The following is a 19,082-nucleotide window of genomic DNA, read 5'->3' on the forward strand; positions in this document are numbered from 1 at the left end:
TTAATAAATGTTATGCACAAAAAACCTCAGATAGTATCTGAGGTTGTTTATTTTTTTTGAGTACAACACTAATGGAAATGACTAATGGTACACTTTTATTCTTTATAATATACTTTTAATCATTTCTTGATGCTAACATTTTCATTGGTGAAACTATTGGCAATATCATTCCTTTAAATTTAGTCTCTTGTAACTGCTGAAAAATTAAGCCTCTTGCAGTAGAAAAACTTATTCCTAATAATGTTGCTATAAATTGACCTGAAAACATTGGTGTATTATTTTCATTTAAATTGTATTGTTCTTTTAAATCTTCTACAGCATAATGAAAGTCTATATGAAATTTAACGCCAATATCTTCATTTGAAATTAGGTTTACAAACAATTCAATTTTAACACGTTCGTCTTTTAAGTTATGTTTTGTATTGTGAGCAACACTAAAACCAAGGTTTAAATTTTCATTAATTGTATCGTCATTAATATATGTATTGACAACATCAATTTGAAATAACTTTATTTTCTCTGGTATTATTGAATTTTCTGACATTACACAGCTTCTTGTGTATAATAACTTTGTTCGTAATCGTCTTTAGCAGAAACCAAATCTTGTGAACCACCCGCTACCATTCCTAAATACACATATTTACGTTCTGGATTCATTAAATCTACACCTAATGCCACTTCCATTTTGGTTATACTTTTTAAAGTTAGATTATGTAAGCCAGAAAGCCATTTTGTAATTTCAGAAGGCTTTTTATTTAACATTTTTGCGAATTCAATTTTTTTGATACCTCTTTGCTTTAAAATAACACATACCTTTTGTGTAATCTCTAAATTACGTTCTATGAATCTATCAATTTCTGCGTTTTGGTTTTCTTCTAACCAAGTATCAAGTATGTTTTCTTTAGGAAATTCCATTTTTGTTTTGTTTTAATAATAAAGTATAAATTCTTCACTACAACTAATTAAAGTACAATTTTCGTTCCAAATAATTTCTTTTTCACGAAAAGCATTATCAATTGCTTTTGTGAGATTATTTGCTAATATAAAATGACTTTTAACATTTGGACAATCTTGTGCTTTTTGTTTTGTTTTAATATCGCCACTGAAAAGAAAAACGACATTTGAATTTGCTCGTAAACAATATAATCTAAGATTATTTGCTTTTTTCTTACCATATTCTACATAATAAGGTTTTCTGTCTGTACCTATTGGTGGTAATGCTGAAGTATCTGCATTTTTTGCTTCATTTCTAAAAAAACGATTTTGTGCGCCATATTTTTCACCTATTATTTTCAACCATTTTTGAATATGATATAATTTATTTTTATTCTCAAAAGTGTGTTTTTCTACAAACTCTTGATATAATGTTTTTTCATTATCACCCAAACAAACAGAATAATACGCAACTGTTTTGTATTTGAATAATGGTTTTATTTGTGCAAAGTTATCCACTTTTAAGTTAATTTACAAATTAATTTCACTTTTAAGTTAATTTTATGATATTAATATTTCTTCTATATTGATAAAATTCACTACAAAGATGATTATTTTATTTAATATGATAACATTTAACCCTCTACATTTGTTGCTTTTCCTGCCATTTATTTCTTATTTCATCGCTTTTAAAAAAATATATAACTCATTCTAATCTTCATTAATATCACTAATCAAATCAATAATTTTCTTATTACTAAATTGAGTTTTAAAAGTAATTTTTACAGCACCATCAAAAAACATTTCAGCATGTTTTATCTTTTGCTTTTCTTCATCTCTTAAACTTTCTTCTTGTGCATTTTTGGTTTCTACAATAAAGTAAAGTTTCTTCTTTCCATCTTCAAAATTTAAAACATAAGCAAAATCGGGAGAATAACTTTTACCGCCTGCAACAGGTATTTTTATTGAATTCTTGGGTATTTTACTAAATATTACAACTTCCTCAATTTTAGTTTTAATATTTTCCTTTTCTAATTCTGAATCATAAAACAATTCACTAAAAAGGTAATTAGAAGCAACATCTTCATCAGAAGATAAAACACCTACATCAGAAGCGTTTATTTCTGTTTTTACTGTACCATCAGGTTTCGTGATTTTTGTAGGATGAATAGAGCTTGAAACGGTTTTATAGTCTACTTCAAACTTACTGAAAGCCTTATACATTAAATAATTATCGAAACTTTGCTTGATAATTCTTATTGTAGAAGCATTTAAAAAATCATTAATTTTAATTTTAGATGCTATAAAACTCTGGTGTAATGTTTTTAAATTAACATTAATCGCTTTAGATAAATCTAATAAAAACACATCGTATTTCATTGTAGAAACCTGTGTTATTTTATTGTCTAAAACAGATATTCCATCAACTGCAATGGCTTTATTATCTTCTATCTTTATTTTTAATTTACGCCCCTTTACACCTTCAATAGAAAAATTATCTTTTTGCTCATTTAGAAAGTCAATTAAAATTGATTTGAATTTAGTTTCATTCTCAAACTTATATTCTAAAACAACTTTTTCATTTAACTTTTCCCACAAGTCTTTTAGTTGTGCATATTTTTCTGTTCTTATGCTAACTTTTTTCTTTTCATCGGTTGCTTTTCTTACTTTATTAGAACCAACACCTTCAAATATTAAAGGATAATTTTTCTTGATATAATCAAAACCATTTTCTTTAAATTCATTTTTTCTATTTATAATATTATTATCATCTAAATCTTCCAATAATTCATCTTCTGTGATAGCGTATTTATCACAAATTTGCTGAATCATAGTATCATGCAATTTGTCTGGAATCTCTTCAATAGATAAAGCGCCAGATTTTTCATTGATTTCATTAACTAACCTATCTACAAAATCACTTTCTGTAAAATCTACAAAGTAGTTCAAATAAAACTGTTCGTCTTTTACTCGGTTATTATATTCATTTACAGGTAATCTTAATCCCCTACCAACTTCTTGAAGTTTAGAAATATCACTACCACTACTACGAAGTTTACATATTTGAAAAACATTTGGATTATCCCAACCCTCACGAAGCGTCCATTTAGAAAAAATAAATCTTCTTGGGTTTTCTAAATCAAGCATTGCTTGTTTATCGTGTAATATTTCATTAATCTCTTTCTCTATAGCTTCATCTTTCTCGCTATTATCTTTAGAGAAATAACCACCATGTGTTTTAGAAATATCAACCAATGTTTTTTCTAAATATGTTTTATAAAACCCTTTTTTCTCTGTTTTTAATAAAGCTTCTACTTCTGCTTTTATATATTTTTCTACAGCTATTTTTATGCTTCCTTTTTCATTTCTATATTCTTCAATATTATCAATAAAAAAGAGAGTAAGCGGTTTTATTTTAACGTCTCTTGTTAAGTATTCTTTTTCTAGTTTAAAATGGCTTTTTATGGCCTTTTTAATCATAATATCTTGTAAAGTAACAGCGTAAGAATATGGGTTTATTTTATCTCCTTTTTTTATGGTTAAACCGTTAGACAATAATACGGTAGTCTTATTTAAGTTTTCAATTAATAAGTCACCCATTGCGGAATGTACTTTCTCTAAACTTTCTTTTTTAGTAATTTTAAAAGTCTTCTTTTTAGTACCTTCATTTAGTTCAAAAGTTACTTCTGTACCATTTGTACTAATTAATTTTACAATACTGTTTTTACCACTTTCAAATTCTGTAATATGCCCAATAACACCTTTTACTAAATTCTGATTAAAAGAATCTACAGCTGTTAGGCTGTAAATAAGATTTTCATAATCTTTAAATGTTGCACCATACCTTAAAATAAATTGAGGTGTCATTTTTTGAATGTTCTGCCAAGTTTTATTAACGGTAGCAAACTTGTGGGGTTCATCTACAATTAAAAAAGGTTTTACCGCTGATAAAGCATCAAACGGAACAGCGTATTTATCAAACAAACTTTTATCGAAACTTTTTTGCATCGTTTCACTATTAATCATACCTGCATTGATGATTAATACTTGAATTTGATTTTTCTCGAAAGTACCTGCATTAACAAAACTATTTACAGCAGGTGGCATATAAAATTTTTTACTTTTATTTCCTTTTTTACTTTCTACAATATGCAATTTTAGAGTTTTACCATATTGTTCTTTAAAATGTTGTCTTGCACTTGGCGACTTTAAAAAGTTAATAGTACCTGCTTTAATAGATAGTGTAGGTACAATAATTACGAATTTAAAAATATCGAAATTTTTATTTAATTCAAAGATAGTTTTGGTGTAGGTATAGGTTTTTCCTGTACCTGTTTCCATCATAATATCTACAATGTTGCTACCTGCTTTTATATCACTTTTAACACCATTAAAACTTTGTAGCTTACCAATGTTATCATAATACTGTTTAAATGTTTTATTTAACTCTATAAATGGATTAACACATTGTTTTTCTGTGCCAATAGGTTGGTTTATGGTTAAATTCTCAAATACAGCAACGGTACTTTCAACTGCTTTAGATTGGTGTTTTAGGTTCTTTTCAAAATTAAATCCTTTCATATTAATATCGTGTTATAAAGTCAATATCAATATTTTTCTTATTGGCATAAGATTTAATATTCTCGCTTATTTCTCGTAAATTTTTACTTTCAAAATGATACCCAAAAGCAATAATACTAGCTGGGTTTATTTTTTTATTAGTATCAATTAACTCTAATAATGTTTTAAGGTTATCGGTTGTAAAACCTTTATCCATTAAATACATTTTATCTTCAAAATAGTAAGCTGTGTATTTGCCTAAATCTATGGTTTCTAAATTATCTGTAAGTGCAATACCATCATTTGTTTTCCAAGTAATTAATAAGGCTTTTATATCTTCTTTTGTCAATTGCAATTCATCAAATAATTGTAATTTTTCATCAAAGCTATCTGACTCTAAATTGTAATCTTCCCAAATTGGGGTTGTTTCAAAAACTTTAAAACCTAAATCAATTTTTGTGTCCTTGTTTTCTTCTTTTATTTTTTTAGCAGCTCTTATTAATCTTTCTTTTGTGATATCAAAAATGGTGGGTTCAGATACTTTCAATTCATTCTTTACAAAATCGTAAGCTATCTTATTAGTTTTTTTATCAATTTTCTCAGGTAATTGTGCTAAAATAAATTTTCTTTTTCCATCATCCTCTGCGTTTAATTGCATAACAGCATCTCCTGTTGTTCCCGAACCTGCAAAGAAATCTAATATTAAATCATTATCCTTAACAGAAATTTTTTGTAATGTTTTTAAAAGTTCTAATGGCTTTGGAAATGAAAAAATCTTAGCTTTAAATAAGGTTTCAACTTCTGATGTTCCATGTCTCCCACTAAATGTTTTGTCAAGTAACATTGACCTTACAATTTTGGTGGTATGTCTCATTTTTCTTACCACTCTGTATTCGCCTGCTTGATTTTGATAACCAATAATTTCAATATTAATATTTTCAGCAGCTTTATCTTTTCCCCACCTCCAAACAAATTGTATTTTATTTTTTGAACTAAGAGGAGGATATACTTCTATAGAGTATTCATTCTTTTTTTCAAGGGAAATTTCCATAAAACCATCCTTATCTTTAGTACTTGTATTTATATAAAAAGGGTAATATAGGTTTGGTCGATTTTTATAATGAAAAGATTCATCACTGTTATATAGTGGATGAGTATTAAAGCCTCCTTGTGTATCTTTATATTCGAATTTTTTATCAACTTCCAACTCAAAAGTAACTGCCAAATCAGAATTCTTAGCATACATCAGAACATATTCATGCATTTTTCCAATGTGACCATAATTTCTAGCATTCGGTGTTGACTTGACAATAAATGAGCCTAGAAAATTTTCCTCTCCAAAAATTTCATCCATCAATAATTTTAATTGTGAAACCTCATTGTCATCAATAGAAATAAAAATAACGCCATCCTCTTTTAAAAGCTGTTTTGCAATATACAGTCTTGGGTACATAAAAGTTAACCAAGCAGAATGAGAGTTACTTTTACTATCAACAAAATTTAATATTTTTTTTGCAGCATCTTCATCAACTCCTGCAAGATGTTTAAACTCGTTTACCGTAAATTTTCTATCATCTTGATATACAAAACCATCACTACCTGTATTGTAGGGAGGGTCTATGTAAATCATTTTTATTTTCTCGTAATAAGCATTTGAAAGGTGTTTTAATACTTCCAAATTATCACCTTTTATTAATAAATTATCTGAGTTTCTGTTTTCTTCTTTTGCGTTAAAAATTGCATCTTCTTTTAAAAGTGTAGTTGCATTATCACTAGCTAAAAGCCGTGCATAAGATTTACCCAACCAATCCATAGCGTAACTTTCTTTGGAGAAATTTACTTCATTTTCTGATAATTCCTTTTTAAATTTATCAAAATCAAAATCTCCATTTTTATCAAAACAATGAGAGAAGTGCTTTTGTAAAACTTCTAAATCTTTATTTGAAGCTGTTATATTTTGGGTTGTATATTGCTCTTTTTCCATTTCTCTATTTTGTTCTGGTTTCATCATCAACTAATAATTCTTTTACATTTACGCCTAATATTTCAGCAATTTTATAAAGAGTTTCTAAACTCGGTTGTTTTCTATTCTGGACGTAACCATTTACAGTATTAAAGCTTTTAGCTAACTGTTCTGCAAGCCAAACTTGCTTGATGCCTTTTTCTTCTAGAACTACCTTAATTCTGTTCATTTTGAGTTTTGTTAGTGGTTATAAATATATGATTTTAGGATGATAAGTACACTGTATTACGTTATGTATTTATAAAGTAACTATTGAGTTTAAAATTGCTTTGTATTAGATGTATTAATCCTCAAGACTTTAAACGTAAGTACTCATTACTTCCGTTAACTGAACGAGGGTAATTTTATTGAAAAATTACCCTCGTTTTTAATTTATGTAAAGAAAATATGTTTCTCCTTATGATTTAATCACAAAGCTTCCAGCCATCGGTAGTTTTTCTAAAAGGTACCGTTTTTATAATTTCCTTGGGATTACCTTTTTCATTACTTTCTTTAAAGAAAGGCGTTTCATTATAACGTTCAAAAGCCACTTTTACTTTGGCTTGGTTACGATCTGAAATCTCTTGTATTTCGATAATCTCCTTAATTTTATATTCACAAGATTTAAATTGAGCAGATAACTTTCCGAAAAAGTTTTCGACTCTCCCTACAAGGTATTCCTCGCCCTGTGGTGTTAATGTTATTTCTACAATACCATTTTTTGATTTACCAAATTGACGATTATCCTTTTTTGTGTCATTGATGCTCACAAACCCTAGTTCTTCCATTTTTTTATGCTTGTCTAAAAAATTAGAGAAGTTGGCATTGCTTGAATCTGGAATATCAATTACTCCATAGGTGTATTTATTCGTTTTGAATATTTCTTTTCCCGACTTCTCTTGACATTGATTAATTATAGATTTAGCTTCATCTTTAGATAATTGCTTTGAACCACATGACAATAAAATAATAGAAAGTAAAAGAGTGATTTTAATACTAATGGTTTTCATAGTTTATATTTATAGATTAATATTTTTAAGAAACAACAACTCCGTCTCTTATAATCATGTAGATTAAACCACTAGAATCGTAGCATTTATGGCACAATTGAAAGTCTGCTCCATGATAGACGTGAAAAGCCTCTCGACTTCCAATGTTTACATCATGGGGGGCAGTACAGTGATAACAATTTATAGTGTAAATTGCATACAGCTTTTGTGAATCCCATTCTTTAAAACAATCAGTGTCTTTATATTTATCACAAATTTCTTTTTCAGTCTTTACAAAACCAGTAATACCATTAACTGTCTGGGTTTGTAAATACTCTTTAATCATTTCTACAGCAACAGTGCTTAACGTTCCTTTGGTTACTATTTCTTTTTGTTTCATAATTGGGTATAAAAAAAGCGTGGGACTGAATCTTAATGAACTAGAGGTATCGCCAAACACCCTTTCCTCCAAATAAGAACAGCCCACGCAAAACGTGGGCGTCTTAGTTTTGAATGTGGAGGGTTTAAAAATTGGCGATTTCCTAGTTCCAAATCAAAAGCTAAACGCTTTATATTTTAATATTTATTTGTTTATTTATCTATACTTTATGTTTTATAATAATTACAAATTTAGGAATTTATATTTCAAGTTATCTTTAATCGCTATTATTCTTTTCTTTATTAAGCATATCGTACAGTTCTTTTTTATTATCTCTTATTGAATTTAAAAGTACATTAATACTCTTGGTTTGATTTTCTCTAATAAGAATGAATTCTTGAAAAAGAATTAAAAATTCATTCTTATTATCATTATGAAGCGACTTATGAATATTTACATGTTTTGCTATTTGATTAATATTATTTTCAACCATAGCATTCCTCGAACGCATTTTATTGATTTGGTTAAAAATTAAAATACTCTCTTTTATACTTAGTCCACTCAAAGAAATTGAATATAAATAATCACTAACACTTTTGTAACCTAACACTTCGGCAAGCCTCTTAATCTCTTTTTTCTCATTTGCAGAAACACGAAAACTGATCCTTTTATTTTTACTCATTTTAAATTTATTATTAAAAAACAACTCCAATTTCGCTAGAAATTGTTTCCCTATTTTAGGGCAAGTCGGTGCGGTGAAAGTACTTTTGTACGTACAAAGCACACTACTTGCATAGCCATTCCCATCAAGGTATTTACAGGAATCTTCTATTCAGAAAAGTTGTTAAGTTTTGTTTAATTTTTACTTTTTTAGATTCTCTTTTTTATTGATTGAAATTAGAAAGTCATTTAAATCGTTATGGTTTTTATAATAACTTGAACAATCTAAAAAGTTGTTGTTGTAATTTATTCTTATAATTTCCATTGCTTTTTTTCCTGAATCATCTGTGTCAAAAAACACCTTCACGTTATTATAGTTTGATAATAATTTAATTGTTTTTCCAACTAGAGCTGTGGAATTTATAATTAAAAAATCTTCATTCTCTTTCTCTGGTGACAAGGTTAAATATGATATGAAATCAAAAAATCCCTCGAATAAATTCAAGGTGTCTGAATTGTTTTTTATCGTTGTCATAGCTTTAATCTTCAAACAACCTTTGAAAAATTTATTTCTAACTTCATAGCCTCCTGAATCATTTGCGAAGCCAATCGAAAAAAATGGCATCTTTTTTTTTTCAATAGCACATTTTTTTTCAGAGGATGACTTGTTTCGATAATTGTAGTAATGAATTTCCTTGCAGTATTTTTTTGCTAAAGAAATATTTATTCTTCTTAAATGTAGATAGTTTATTAATGCAGGATGCTTAATTGGCTTAATACTTAATATTTTTGCTTCTATTTTTTTTTCATCAGCAAAACAATCGTTAGTATGCTGGTGAAAAGAAAAAATAAAATCTTCATTGCTCAATATTTTTAAAGCTTCTCTTATGTTACATTTATAATATAGCATTATAAAATCTAAAACATTGCCACCTTTACCGCTTCCAAAATCAAACCAAATGTTCCTGGTAGTATCAACTTTAAAAGACGCAGTTTTCTCATTACTAAATGGACTTAAATACCATACTTCACGTTCTGTGTTTTTCTTTTTTACTACTCCAATTTTATCTAAAATGGAAACTAAACTAATTTGCTTTACTTTTTTACAATTCATTTTTTTCTTTTTTTCTTTTTGTCTTTTTATCTTACCCATCTTACCTTTTTAATTAAAAAGGTAAGATGGGTAAGATGATTTAGGAAAACTATTATTTTTCTCTAAGCTTAATCATATAACCTTTATACCCTGTATTTTGATTATTGATTCTTCTAAATCCCATTTTATTTAGTTCTTTTCCAATCACTATATGATTGACGTATTTGTGGTCTTTTTTAATAATATTTGTTATTTCGGTTGCTGTCATAAAATGCTCTCGTTTATCAGATTTTTCAAATAGTTGATTAATTAAATCCTCTTCTACAGTAAAAGCTTTGTATTTTTCATTTCTTTTCTCATTTTCAGCAACATCATGATGTGTAAGTTCACTATCGTAACTTTGATCATTGTAAGCAAGATGATAAGCTTGTGCCCAAACTTTATTAATGTCAATGTCTTTAGAATAATTGAAATCAATTTTTTCAATTAATTCAAAACAAAGCCATCGTACGTTTCCTGTTTCGTCTTTTAAAAAATTAATTTGATTAGTAGAGCCTATAAATGAACAAGTTCTTGATAGAGATGAGTTCTTTTTAGCATAGGGCAACCTTATGTTTATATTAGTTCTTGAAAAAAAGGATTTATAAGCGTTAATAGCCTTGCTATCAATTTTATCAATTTCATCTAGGTTAATAATAAAACTTTTAGCGAGTTGAATTAAAGCATCCTTATCATACCCAATATTTTCAGCGATATATTTTGATAAACGACTAGGACAAATAAAACGACAAAATGTAGTCTTACCAGAATTTTGTTCTTTTTGAGCCAACACTAAACATTGTTTATTATATTTTTTTCCTTCCAAAGCACATTCTACACTTCTTACTAGCCATTTTTTAAAATGATATTCAAAAAGAATGTCATCATCTGTTTTAAGATAGCTACATAAATTTTTGATATGGTCTATTCCATCCCAAGATTCATTCTTTTTAAAGTATTCCTTAAAAGGGTTTATTTTAGGTACAAATTCAGAGTTTAGATACGTTTCTAGCTTTGTTATTCTTACTTCTAAATCAGCTTTAGCAAGTTCTATTGTTAAAGAGCTAATATTTAACTCATTCCATTTATTACTGTTTATTAATTTGATTAAAAATTCATGTGAAATCTCATTAAAAACAAGAATGTATTTATTAGTTATATAAGTATGTAGTTTATCATAAATAGTTTCTTTTGTAGAATCCTTATTTACATATAGTTCTTCTTCCATTTTTATAAATAGAGTTTAAACCGTATCTTTACAATACGGTATAGGTTAATACTGTTTTAAAAAAAAATAATAAAGCGTAAAAGAGTAGGAGCTCCTTTACGCTTTTCTTTTGTATTCAAAATAACTTTGTGAATCATCATTGATTTCTTGCAAAGTCTTTCTTCTACCATTTTCTATCCATTCTAAAAGTTCGTCTCTGAAGAAGTATAGTTTTTTACCATTTTTATAAGATGGTAAAATACGCTTACGAACAAGCGTGTAAACTGTAGGTTTAGCTTTACCTATCAATTTACACGCTTCATCTATCCCAATAGGGATTCGTTGTTCTTTTACTTGTGGTCTTTGGTTTTTTTCTACTAAAGACTTAATTGTTTCAAGCTCATTAACTAAATGTGCTACCGCTTGTGGCAGGTTGTCAAAACTAATGTTGTTTTTGTCCATAACTATTGGTTTTTGTTGTTATGGTGCAAATGAAGTAGATGTTTTTAGCTTTTTATGATGCCATCTAAATGCCATCGTAAAAACATTATTAATGCTAATCTGTTATACTCTTTTGTAATTAAAACAAACCTTCTCTTTTAATTTTAATAGAGCCTTGTTTCTCGTCTTTTGTTAAGTTTTTCTTGATTGTTTCAGCTTCTATATCTTGAAATAAGTCTTCAAATACATTTTTAATAAAATCAGCTAGTTTAGTTTGATTAGTAACCTTATTAAAATGTTTCCATATATTCCATCCAAAATGATAGATGTCTAAAGCTTTTAATTCATTTACTTTAACAGGTTTAATATTTTCTAAGTTTCCTTTTTCTGAATATAACTGAATATTTTCACATAAATTATTTAAATCTTCTCTTGTAGCATATGAAGCAAACTCTTCTTTTGTATATTGAATTGCGATTTCTAATTTTTTCTTTTTAAGTGCTAGGTTTTCTTTGTTTTTTTTATCATATATTTTTGAAAATTCTTGCTCTTCATCTGCAATTTTCTCCATCTTTTTATTTTCACCCGCTTCTTTATTTATAATTTTATTTTTGGAAAATAAATTTAAGACTGCTATTAATACTATTTGTATCATTGAATATAAAGCAATACCGAGTATAATAAATACAAAAAATATAACATTTGCTGTAAAGTGATCACTACCAATAGTAATAGAAACATAGCGAGTTAGGGTTGCAAATATTAAGATTGTAACTCCTACAACACCGTAGATGAATATTCTCTCTAAAAGACTCTGATTTTCCATAACTTAATTATCTATATTTATTTGTATTACTTGTGACGCAATGTCTTTTTTGTTATCTATTACTTTTGAATAAATCTGTGTAGTTGATACGTTAGTGTGCCCTAACATTTTAGATACTGTGTAAATATCTGTTCCATTTGCTAATTGAAGTGTTGCATATGTATGTCTAAAGCAATGAAAAGTTATATTTTTTTGAATACCAGATGCTGTAATCCATTTTTTTAAAGGTCTTGAAATCCATGATGAATTAGGTAAATCTTCAAAAACATATTTTTCAGGTAAACTAGGTGTTCCGCATAATTCTAATGCTTGATTTGAAATAGGAGTGTATTCAACTCCTTTAGTTTTCTTTTGTGTAAACAATAGTTTTCCTTTTCCATTTTCAATTACAACTTCTTTCCATCTTAATTTTTGAATATCTGAAAGTCTTAAACCAGTTAATGCAGAAAAAAGTGATGCCCTTCTTAACACTTGCATTTCACAAGGTGTCGATGCTAGTTTATTTAGTTCGTCAATTGTAAGATATGCTCGCTTTGATTGAATTACACGAATACCTTTTATTTTTCCAGATAAATCAATTGTTAAATATCCATCTATAAAAGCTTGTTTTAAACATGCTTTAAATATTGAATAGTATGTGGAAGATGTAGAGTTAGAAATAATCCCTTTTTTACCACCACCACAAGGAGCATTTTTTATAAAATTCTTAAAATCTTCTGCTAAAGATAAATTTAACTTTGAAAACGGTAAATATTCTCCGTAAAATAACCTTAATAATTCAATTGTTCTCTTCCAATTAACTTGAATAGAATTTGAACTGTTTTTATGGCGTTTTCGTAATGTGTCTTTAAAGTATTGTATAAAGTTTTCTTTTAATTTTTCCTTTTGTGCTAAGTATTCTTTTTCAGTATCATTATACAGATTAGCATTATCATATTCTTTTTGTCTTAATTTTCTAACACCATCAGCGTATAAACAATTCTCTTTATCGATATCACTTTTACATTGAATAACTCCATTAATATCTCTTTTTACTTTGTAGGTTTTAGTTCCATCAACCTTTGTTCTAGCCGTTCTTTTTTTATCCCAAATTGGAGTAGTAATTGTCCTGTTTAAATACTCTCTAATTCTTTGTGGTTTTTCTTTATTAGGAATAATAACTGGATAACTTTCTATATATAAGTACCATTCATTATGGTATTCACTTTTTCGAAGCTTAACAGCAACCTTTGTGTTTTTAATATGTTTTTTCATTACTGCTTAAGTTATTTGTAAATATTATCTATTTCTGCTTTAGGAGCATAAACACTTTTTCCTAATTGACGTGTAGGAATCCCGTATTTACGAATGTGTGTGTATACAGAAGTTTCTGAAATCCCATACTTTTTGGTAATATCACCAATACTGTAACAATCTTCTTTTTCTAATCTATATGTTTTTACTTCTTTTTTAGCTGTTATAGTTTCGGTTATAGGTTTTAAATCAAAAAGCTCCGCTAAATCTTTTCGATAAACCTTCGTTAATCTCTTTCCTAAATTATATTTCGTAATTTTTTCACTTCTTATTAATCGGTAAATCGTATCACGGCTAACATCATATAATGCTACAGCATCTGCAACTGATATATATTCTTCTTCGTTTGATATTTTTAAAGCCTTTTCAATTTTTAGTTTTTTAATATTTTCTACTTTTCTCTTTTTTGCATATGCTGATTTAGAACATTTTGGTGAGCAGTATATTGATGTAATGGTTTTAGCAAGAAACAAATTACTACAAAATTTACATTCTCGAGATATTTCAAATTTAGCAGATGGCATATTTTTAAGTTTTTAACATTAAGTTGCACATTATCGCAATTTAAGTCGCGGTACATATATGGTACAAATTTATGATTAAAAACGATAATTATACATTAATAGTAATTAAAGTTTTTAACAAAAAAAAAGCAGTAAACGTTTAGTTTACTGCTTTTTACTATGTATTTAGTAATTGATGTTAATCGTAATTACTTTACTTCTTCGAAATCTACATCTTCAACATTGTCTCCTTGAGCATCTGCTTCTGGTTGACCTTGTTGTTCAGCTCCAGGATTTGCTCCTTCAGCACCACCTTGTGCAGCATACATCTCTTCAGATGCAACTTTCCAAGCTTCATTGATAGTTGCCAATGCAGTATCAATTGATGCTAAATCTTTAGATTCATGTGCAGCTTTTAATTCAACTAAAGCAGCTTCGATTGGTGCTTTTTTATCCGCAGATAATTTATCACCAAATTCTTTTAATTGCTTTTCTGTTTGAAAAATCATAGAATCTGCTTCGTTGATTTTTTCTGCAGTTTCTTTTGCAGCTTTATCAGCATCCGCATTAGCTTCTGCTTCTTCTCTCATTTTCTTGATATCATCTTCAGATAATCCAGAAGACGCTTCAATTCTAATCTCGTGAGATTTGTTTGTTCCTTTGTCTAAAGCAGAAACTTTAATAATACCATTGGCATCAATATCAAAAGTTACTTCTACTTGAGGTACACCTCTCTGTGCTGGTGGTAAACCATCTAAATGGAAACGACCAATTGTGTTGTTATCTGCAGCCATCGCTCTTTCACCTTGTAAAACGTGAATTTCTACTGATGGTTGATTGTCTACAGCTGTAGAGAATACTTGAGATTTTTTTGTAGGAATAGTAGTGTTTGCATCAATTAATTTTGTGAAAACATTCCCCATAGTTTCAATACCTAAAGATAAAGGTGTAACGTCTAATAACAATACATCTTTTACATCTCCAGATAAAACTCCACCTTGAATTGCAGCTCCTAAAGCAACAACTTCATCAGGGTTTACTCCTTTACTTGGTGTTTTTCCGAAGAATTTCTCAACAGCTTCTTGTACCGCAGGTATTCTTGTAGATCCACCAACCAATACGATTTCATCGATATCAGAGATTGTTAAATCTGCATTTCTTAAAGCAGTCTGACAAGGCTCGATAGTTCTTTTTACTAAATCGTCAATTAATTGCTCAAATTTAGATCTAGATAAAGTTCTTACTAAGTGTTTTGGTCCGCTAGCAGTAGCAGTAACATATGGTAAGTTAATTTCTGTAGAAGCAGAAGAAGATAATTCAATCTTCGCTTTTTCTGCAGCTTCTTTTAAACGTTGTAAAGACATTGGATCTTTACGTAAGTCTAAATCTTCATCCGCTTTAAACTCTTCTGCTAACCAGTTAATGATTTTTTCATCAACATCATCACCACCTAAATGTGTATCACCATCTGTAGCTAATACTTCAAAAACTCCGTCTCCTAATTCTAAGATAGAAACATCATGTGTTCCACCACCAAAATCAAAAACAACAATTTTCTTATCATCGTTAGATTTGTCTAAACCATACGCTAAAGCAGCAGCAGTTGGCTCGTTTATAATTCTTTTTACAGCTAAACCTGCAATTTCACCAGCTTCTTTTGTAGCTTGACGTTGTGCATCGTTAAAATATGCTGGTACTGTAATAACTGCTTCAGTAACCTCAGTTCCTAAATAGTCTTCAGCAGTTTTTTTCATTTTTTGTAACACCATTGCAGAAATTTCTTGTGGTGTATATAAACGACCATCAATATCTACTCTAGGTGTATCATTATCTCCTCTTACTACTTTATAAGGAACTCTTCCTGCTTCTTTAGAAGACTCAGAAAATTTGTTACCCATAAAACGTTTAATAGAATAAACAGTTTTTGTTGGGTTTGTTACAGCTTGTCTTTTAGCTGGGTCACCAATTTTACGTTCTCCTCCTTCTACAAAGGCAACGATAGATGGTGTAGTTCTTTTTCCTTCTGCGTTAGGGATTACAACTGGCTCATTTCCTTCCATTACAGAAACACAAGAGTTTGTTGTACCTAAATCAATTCCAATTATTTTACTCATAATATTTATTTTAATAAATTTTAATTCAATTTTACATTTTCTATTAGGCAAATGCTGTGCCAACCCCTTTTTGACTAGCAAATGTCAGTTATTTTAAAAAAATATTTTAAATTGATGTGACATTATGACATAAAGTGTATCTAATATATTGGATAGGAAGAATATTTGAATATAATTTTTAATTCCTTATATTTGGATAGTTCTATTTCAGACAAAGTAAATCTATAAGTTATAAATCTAAAATTCTAAAAAAAATCATGAGTAAATTTGACGAAAAAGTAGCACAGTATTCTAAGTTTATGGACGATAAAGGTCTAAAATATGATTCAGACTTATTAAAAGCTGTAACAAAAGGACTAGGGCCATCTATTTATAAAAAAGATGCCGAAACCGTATCTGGTTCAGATGCAAAAGAATTGTTAACTGTTAAAAATAATTTTTTAATTAAAAAGTTAGGTCTAGCGGATGGTCCAAAATTAGATGAAGCGATTAATAAAGTTGTGGAAACAATTGGTAAATCTGAAAGAAATAAATATAGAGCTGTCGTTTACTATATGTTAGCGGTAGAATTTGGTAAGGAATCGATATATAACTAATATAAAATATATTTTTGATAATAAAATCCAACTCATTGAGTTGGATTTTTTACATTTACCGCTATTCTTAATTAAACCTTACGAATGTCGCAATTTATTAGTGTTTTTGATATGCTCAAAATAGGTGTTGGTCCCTCAAGTTCTCATACACTTGGCCCTTGGCGAGCTGCCGAACAATGGATCCTTCAATTAAAAGAAAATAATAACTTTGATTTGGTTGATGCTATTCAGGTAGATTTATATGGGTCTTTGTCTTTAACAGGAAAAGGACACGCTACCGATTTGGCAATTCAGTTAGGTTTAAGCGGTGCAGATCCAGAATACTTACCTATAGAAAACATTGCTACTATTATTGATAATATTAAAGATAAAAAAGTACTTTCATTAAATGCAGAAAAGGAAGTGCCTTTCTATAAAGAATCAATTGTTTTTAATAGAGCCTTTTTACCTTTTCATGCAAACGGAATTACTTTTAGAGGTTTTTTTAATGGTGATGAAGTTTCTACACAAACGTATTTTTCTATTGGAGGAGGTTTTATTGTGCAAGAAAATGATCATCTAGAAGAAGAAATAGAAATCAATAAAAAGAACTTTCCTTATCCAATCAATAGAGCTATACAGCTTGAAGAATATTGTGAAAAAGAAAATTTATTAATTTCTGATATTGTTCTTTTAAATGAGTTAGAATTAAACTCTGCAGAACATATAGATAAAGAGTTGCACAGAATTTGGGATACGATGTTAGAATGTATGCATACAGGCTGTCATACAGAAGGAAGGCTTCCTGGAGGTTTAAATGTAAAAAGACGTGCTTTTGATACGCATAAAAAATTAATAAAAGATACCAGTTATACAAACCCTAAAGAATGGCTTACTGCCATTAGAAGTACAGAAGTAAAATTTAGAGAGATTTTAAAATGGGTAAGTTGTTTTGCCCTTTCTGTAAATGAAGTAAATGCCGCTTTGGGTAGAGTAGTTACAGCGCCAACAAACGGAAGTGCTGGCGTAATACCTGCTGTTTTAATGTATTATATGGTGATAGAAAATCACGAAGCAGATTTTAGTCACGTTAAAAAGTTCTTATTAACAGCTGGCGAAATAGGGAGTATTTTTAAGAAAAATGCTACAATCTCTGCAGCAATGGGAGGTTGTCAGGCAGAAATAGGAGTGTCTTCTGCAATGGCAGCAGCTGCTTTAACAGAATTATTAGGCGGTACAGCAGCACAGTGTTTGTCGGCTGCAGAAATTGCTATGGAACATCATTTAGGTTTAACCTGCGATCCTATTGCTGGTTTGGTACAAGTGCCTTGTATAGAACGTAATTCTATGGGTGCTATAAAAGCAATTCATGCCGCAGAAATTGCCTTAGAAACAGATCCAAAAGAAGCTTTGGTACATTTAGACAGTGTAATAGATACAATGTGGGAAACTGCAAAAGACATGAACAAAAATTACAAAGAAACGTCGGAAGGTGGTTTGGCAGTTACGGTTAGAATTGTAGATTGTTAATCATTTTGTAGGCAGTTTACAGTCTGTTTGTAACTGTTTACTGAAGACTGTTAACTGCGTACTGAATAACCTAAACTATTTTTACCTCGTAAAAACCAAATCATTTCCAGAAGATAATTCTTCAGAGAAACGGTATTTATCAACATTAAAACCTTTTAAATCTTCTATAGTTTTAACGTTGTTATCTATTATATAGCGCACCATTAGACCACGAGCCTTTTTAGCGTAGGTCATCACAATTTTATATTCTCCATTTTTAAAATCTTTAAAAACAGGTGTAATCATTGGTACTTTTAAAACCTTTTTAGGAATTACTTTAAAGTATTCTGTACTTGCTAAATTTACTAATAATTCACCATCTTCTAATTCGTCATTCAAAGCATTTGCAACAGTATCGTCCCAAAATTTATACAAATTATCTTTGGTACCTACTTTTAAACGAGTTCCCATTTCTAAACGATAAGGCTGAATTAAATCTAAAGGTTTTAATAAGCCATACAAGCCAGATAGAATTCTTAAGTTATTTTGTAATAATGGTATTTTCTCTTCTTCAATAGAATTCACATCAATTCCTTGAAAAACGGCACCTGTAAATGCATAAATAGCTTGTTTTGCATTTTCGGTTGTAAAGGGAGTTGCCCAAGATTGATTTCTATCATAATTTAAAGCAGACAAATCATCAGAAATTTTCATCAATTCAGATAAGTTTTTCTTAGAAAGTGTTTTTAGTTTCTTATTTAATTTTTCAGACTTATCTAAAAAACGAGGTTGCGTATGCAGACTTGTTGGTACTTTACTTTCGAAATCTAAAGATTTTGCTGGGGATATTATGATTTTCATTGTATGCTTTTATTGTAGTGTAAAAATACAATGGATAAGATAAATCGCAAACTTTTTAATAATGTAATAACTGATACTTAAATAATAATTGTTTATA

Annotated in this window: 19 protein-coding genes; 2 read left to right on the forward strand and 17 right to left on the reverse strand. The window is 28.9% G+C overall.

The window, feature by feature from the left end:
- Positions 1 to 115: 115 nt before the first annotated feature.
- The 16 genes from H0I29_RS11205 to dnaK form a co-directional block, all read right to left on the reverse strand.
- The gene (locus H0I29_RS11205; RefSeq protein ID WP_218752377.1) at positions 116 to 544 is read right to left on the reverse strand and encodes a hypothetical protein; all 429 of its coding nucleotides are present in this window, start codon (positions 542 to 544) and stop codon (positions 116 to 118) included.
- Positions 544 to 915, reverse strand: coding sequence for a helix-turn-helix transcriptional regulator (locus H0I29_RS11210; RefSeq protein ID WP_218752378.1), 372 nt, complete (start codon positions 913 to 915; stop codon positions 544 to 546). Before H0I29_RS11210 ends, H0I29_RS11205 begins: the two co-directional genes overlap by 1 nt.
- Before the next feature lie 12 nt (positions 916 to 927).
- Complete coding sequence (locus tag H0I29_RS11215; RefSeq protein WP_218752379.1) at positions 928 to 1,452, reverse strand: hypothetical protein; 525 nt, start codon at positions 1,450 to 1,452, stop codon at positions 928 to 930.
- Positions 1,453 to 1,644: 192 nt separating this feature from the next.
- Positions 1,645 to 4,515: a type III restriction-modification system endonuclease gene (locus tag H0I29_RS11220; protein ID WP_218752380.1), complete on the reverse strand. Its 2,871-nt coding sequence runs from the start codon at positions 4,513 to 4,515 to the stop codon at positions 1,645 to 1,647.
- Between the two features lies 1 nt (position 4,516).
- The gene (locus H0I29_RS11225) at positions 4,517 to 6,505 is read right to left on the reverse strand and encodes a site-specific DNA-methyltransferase (protein WP_218752381.1); all 1,989 of its coding nucleotides are present in this window, start codon (positions 6,503 to 6,505) and stop codon (positions 4,517 to 4,519) included.
- Positions 6,483 to 6,686: a helix-turn-helix domain-containing protein gene (locus tag H0I29_RS11230; RefSeq protein ID WP_218752382.1), complete on the reverse strand. Its 204-nt coding sequence runs from the start codon at positions 6,684 to 6,686 to the stop codon at positions 6,483 to 6,485. Before H0I29_RS11230 ends, H0I29_RS11225 begins: the two co-directional genes overlap by 23 nt.
- Before the next feature lie 235 nt (positions 6,687 to 6,921).
- A complete protein-coding gene (locus H0I29_RS11235; protein WP_218752383.1) occupies positions 6,922 to 7,506 on the reverse strand; it encodes a hypothetical protein in 585 nt (194 codons plus the stop codon).
- A gap of 25 nt (positions 7,507 to 7,531) precedes the next feature.
- Positions 7,532 to 7,885 (reverse strand): hypothetical protein, encoded by a 354-nt coding sequence (locus H0I29_RS11240; RefSeq protein WP_218752385.1) that lies wholly within the window; start codon positions 7,883 to 7,885, stop codon positions 7,532 to 7,534.
- Between the two features lie 256 nt (positions 7,886 to 8,141).
- Positions 8,142 to 8,546 carry a hypothetical protein gene (locus tag H0I29_RS11245; protein ID WP_218752387.1) on the reverse strand — a complete coding sequence of 135 codons (405 nt, stop codon included), beginning with the start codon at positions 8,544 to 8,546 and terminating at the stop codon, positions 8,142 to 8,144.
- Positions 8,547 to 8,726: 180 nt separating this feature from the next.
- Positions 8,727 to 9,677, reverse strand: a complete 951-nt coding sequence (locus tag H0I29_RS11250; protein ID WP_218752389.1) for a toprim domain-containing protein — start codon at positions 9,675 to 9,677, stop codon at positions 8,727 to 8,729.
- A gap of 52 nt (positions 9,678 to 9,729) precedes the next feature.
- Complete coding sequence (locus H0I29_RS11255) at positions 9,730 to 10,884, reverse strand: virulence-associated E family protein (RefSeq protein ID WP_218752391.1); 1,155 nt, start codon at positions 10,882 to 10,884, stop codon at positions 9,730 to 9,732.
- A gap of 96 nt (positions 10,885 to 10,980) precedes the next feature.
- Positions 10,981 to 11,325, reverse strand: coding sequence for a helix-turn-helix domain-containing protein (locus H0I29_RS11260; protein WP_218752392.1), 345 nt, complete (start codon positions 11,323 to 11,325; stop codon positions 10,981 to 10,983).
- A gap of 118 nt (positions 11,326 to 11,443) precedes the next feature.
- On the reverse strand, positions 11,444 to 12,130 hold the full coding sequence (locus H0I29_RS11265; RefSeq protein ID WP_218752394.1) for a hypothetical protein: 687 nt from the start codon (positions 12,128 to 12,130) through the stop codon (positions 11,444 to 11,446).
- Between the two features lie 3 nt (positions 12,131 to 12,133).
- Positions 12,134 to 13,384: a site-specific integrase gene (locus H0I29_RS11270; protein WP_218752396.1), complete on the reverse strand. Its 1,251-nt coding sequence runs from the start codon at positions 13,382 to 13,384 to the stop codon at positions 12,134 to 12,136.
- Between the two features lie 11 nt (positions 13,385 to 13,395).
- On the reverse strand, positions 13,396 to 13,947 hold the full coding sequence (locus H0I29_RS11275; protein WP_218752398.1) for a helix-turn-helix domain-containing protein: 552 nt from the start codon (positions 13,945 to 13,947) through the stop codon (positions 13,396 to 13,398).
- Between the two features lie 188 nt (positions 13,948 to 14,135).
- The gene (dnaK, locus tag H0I29_RS11280) at positions 14,136 to 16,040 is read right to left on the reverse strand and encodes a molecular chaperone DnaK (protein ID WP_218732834.1); all 1,905 of its coding nucleotides are present in this window, start codon (positions 16,038 to 16,040) and stop codon (positions 14,136 to 14,138) included.
- Positions 16,041 to 16,297: 257 nt separating this feature from the next.
- On the opposite strand from dnaK, the gene H0I29_RS11285 reads away from it, so the two are divergent.
- Both H0I29_RS11285 and H0I29_RS11290 read left to right on the forward strand, forming a co-directional pair.
- Complete coding sequence (locus tag H0I29_RS11285; RefSeq protein ID WP_218732835.1) at positions 16,298 to 16,636, forward strand: DUF2853 family protein; 339 nt, start codon at positions 16,298 to 16,300, stop codon at positions 16,634 to 16,636.
- An 84-nt stretch (positions 16,637 to 16,720) separates the two neighbouring features.
- The gene (locus H0I29_RS11290) at positions 16,721 to 18,145 is read left to right on the forward strand and encodes an L-serine ammonia-lyase (RefSeq protein ID WP_218752399.1); all 1,425 of its coding nucleotides are present in this window, start codon (positions 16,721 to 16,723) and stop codon (positions 18,143 to 18,145) included.
- An 81-nt stretch (positions 18,146 to 18,226) separates the two neighbouring features.
- Here H0I29_RS11290 and yaaA read toward each other — a convergent pair whose 3' ends face one another.
- The gene (gene yaaA / locus H0I29_RS11295) at positions 18,227 to 18,985 is read right to left on the reverse strand and encodes a peroxide stress protein YaaA (protein ID WP_218752401.1); all 759 of its coding nucleotides are present in this window, start codon (positions 18,983 to 18,985) and stop codon (positions 18,227 to 18,229) included.
- Positions 18,986 to 19,082: the final 97 nt, after the last annotated feature.

The organism is Polaribacter sp. R2A056_3_33 (assembly GCF_019278485.1).
In the GTDB taxonomy this organism is placed as follows: Bacteria; Bacteroidota; Bacteroidia; order Flavobacteriales; family Flavobacteriaceae; genus Polaribacter.

Coding starts and splice junctions, on each gene's coding strand:
- H0I29_RS11235 (WP_218752383.1), bottom strand. CDS start 7,506: ATGAAAACCATTAGTATTAAAATCACTCTTTTACTTTCTATTATTTTA.
- H0I29_RS11210 (WP_218752378.1), bottom strand. CDS start 915: ATGGAATTTCCTAAAGAAAACATACTTGATACTTGGTTAGAAGAAAAC.
- H0I29_RS11255 (WP_218752391.1), bottom strand. CDS start 10,884: ATGGAAGAAGAACTATATGTAAATAAGGATTCTACAAAAGAAACTATT.
- H0I29_RS11285 (WP_218732835.1), top strand. CDS start 16,298: ATGAGTAAATTTGACGAAAAAGTAGCACAGTATTCTAAGTTTATGGAC.
- H0I29_RS11245 (WP_218752387.1), bottom strand. CDS start 8,546: ATGAGTAAAAATAAAAGGATCAGTTTTCGTGTTTCTGCAAATGAGAAA.
- H0I29_RS11230 (WP_218752382.1), bottom strand. CDS start 6,686: ATGAACAGAATTAAGGTAGTTCTAGAAGAAAAAGGCATCAAGCAAGTT.
- H0I29_RS11220 (WP_218752380.1), bottom strand. CDS start 4,515: ATGAAAGGATTTAATTTTGAAAAGAACCTAAAACACCAATCTAAAGCA.
- H0I29_RS11270 (WP_218752396.1), bottom strand. CDS start 13,384: ATGAAAAAACATATTAAAAACACAAAGGTTGCTGTTAAGCTTCGAAAA.
- dnaK (WP_218732834.1), bottom strand. CDS start 16,040: ATGAGTAAAATAATTGGAATTGATTTAGGTACAACAAACTCTTGTGTT.
- H0I29_RS11240 (WP_218752385.1), bottom strand. CDS start 7,885: ATGAAACAAAAAGAAATAGTAACCAAAGGAACGTTAAGCACTGTTGCT.
- H0I29_RS11290 (WP_218752399.1), top strand. CDS start 16,721: ATGTCGCAATTTATTAGTGTTTTTGATATGCTCAAAATAGGTGTTGGT.
- H0I29_RS11250 (WP_218752389.1), bottom strand. CDS start 9,677: ATGGGTAAGATAAAAAGACAAAAAGAAAAAAAGAAAAAAATGAATTGT.
- H0I29_RS11265 (WP_218752394.1), bottom strand. CDS start 12,130: ATGGAAAATCAGAGTCTTTTAGAGAGAATATTCATCTACGGTGTTGTA.
- H0I29_RS11225 (WP_218752381.1), bottom strand. CDS start 6,505: ATGATGAAACCAGAACAAAATAGAGAAATGGAAAAAGAGCAATATACA.
- H0I29_RS11205 (WP_218752377.1), bottom strand. CDS start 544: ATGTCAGAAAATTCAATAATACCAGAGAAAATAAAGTTATTTCAAATT.
- H0I29_RS11260 (WP_218752392.1), bottom strand. CDS start 11,325: ATGGACAAAAACAACATTAGTTTTGACAACCTGCCACAAGCGGTAGCA.
- H0I29_RS11275 (WP_218752398.1), bottom strand. CDS start 13,947: ATGCCATCTGCTAAATTTGAAATATCTCGAGAATGTAAATTTTGTAGT.
- yaaA (WP_218752401.1), bottom strand. CDS start 18,985: ATGAAAATCATAATATCCCCAGCAAAATCTTTAGATTTCGAAAGTAAA.